At 68.5% G+C, this 631-nt stretch carries 1 protein-coding gene; it reads left to right on the top strand.

Going from position 1 to position 631, the window contains the following annotated elements:
- Positions 1 to 13: 13 nt before the first annotated feature.
- Positions 14 to 631 (top strand): cell division protein FtsX (locus AC1D00_RS44255; RefSeq protein ID WP_477015092.1); only part of this gene is annotated, 618 nt, incomplete at its 3' end.

Genomic DNA, 631 nt, shown 5'->3' with positions numbered 1-631 from the left:
CGGCTGCACGTCTATGAGTAGGACCGACGAGCGCGGCGTACTGGTCGATCTCGGACAGGAGCGTCCGCAGCTTCCGGCCAAGGCGCGCAACATGTCGCCGATCGTGCCGCGCGCCTCGATCCACGGCCGCGCGCTGGTTGCCGTCGTCGCCATCATGACCTTCCTCGCTTCGATGACCACCGGCACGGTGCTGCTGGTCAGCGCCTCCGCCGCCGAATGGCAGTCGGATGTCGCAAGCGAGATCACCATCCAGATTCGCCCGCAGTCCGGGCGCGACCTCGAGCGCGACACCGCCGCGGTGACCGAGGCGATGCGCGCCCAAGCCGGCATCGTCGAGGTCAAGCCGTTCACCAAGGACGAGAGCGGCAAGCTGCTCGAGCCCTGGCTCGGCACCGGACTGTCGATGGACGATCTGCCGGTGCCGCGCATGATCATCGCGCGCGTGCAGCCCGGCACGGCGCTCGATCTGACCGCCTTGCGCGCCCGCGTGACGCAAGTGGCGCCAAGCGCCAGCGTCGACGATCACCGCGCCTGGATCGAGCGCATGCGCTCGATGACCAACGCCACCGTGCTCGCCGGTCTCGGCATCCTCGCACTCGTCATCATCGCGACCATCATCTCGGTGTCGTTC

The organism is Bradyrhizobium sp. P2_E8 (genome assembly GCF_056403875.1).
This window is presented reverse-complemented; position numbering and strand designations above follow the sequence as displayed.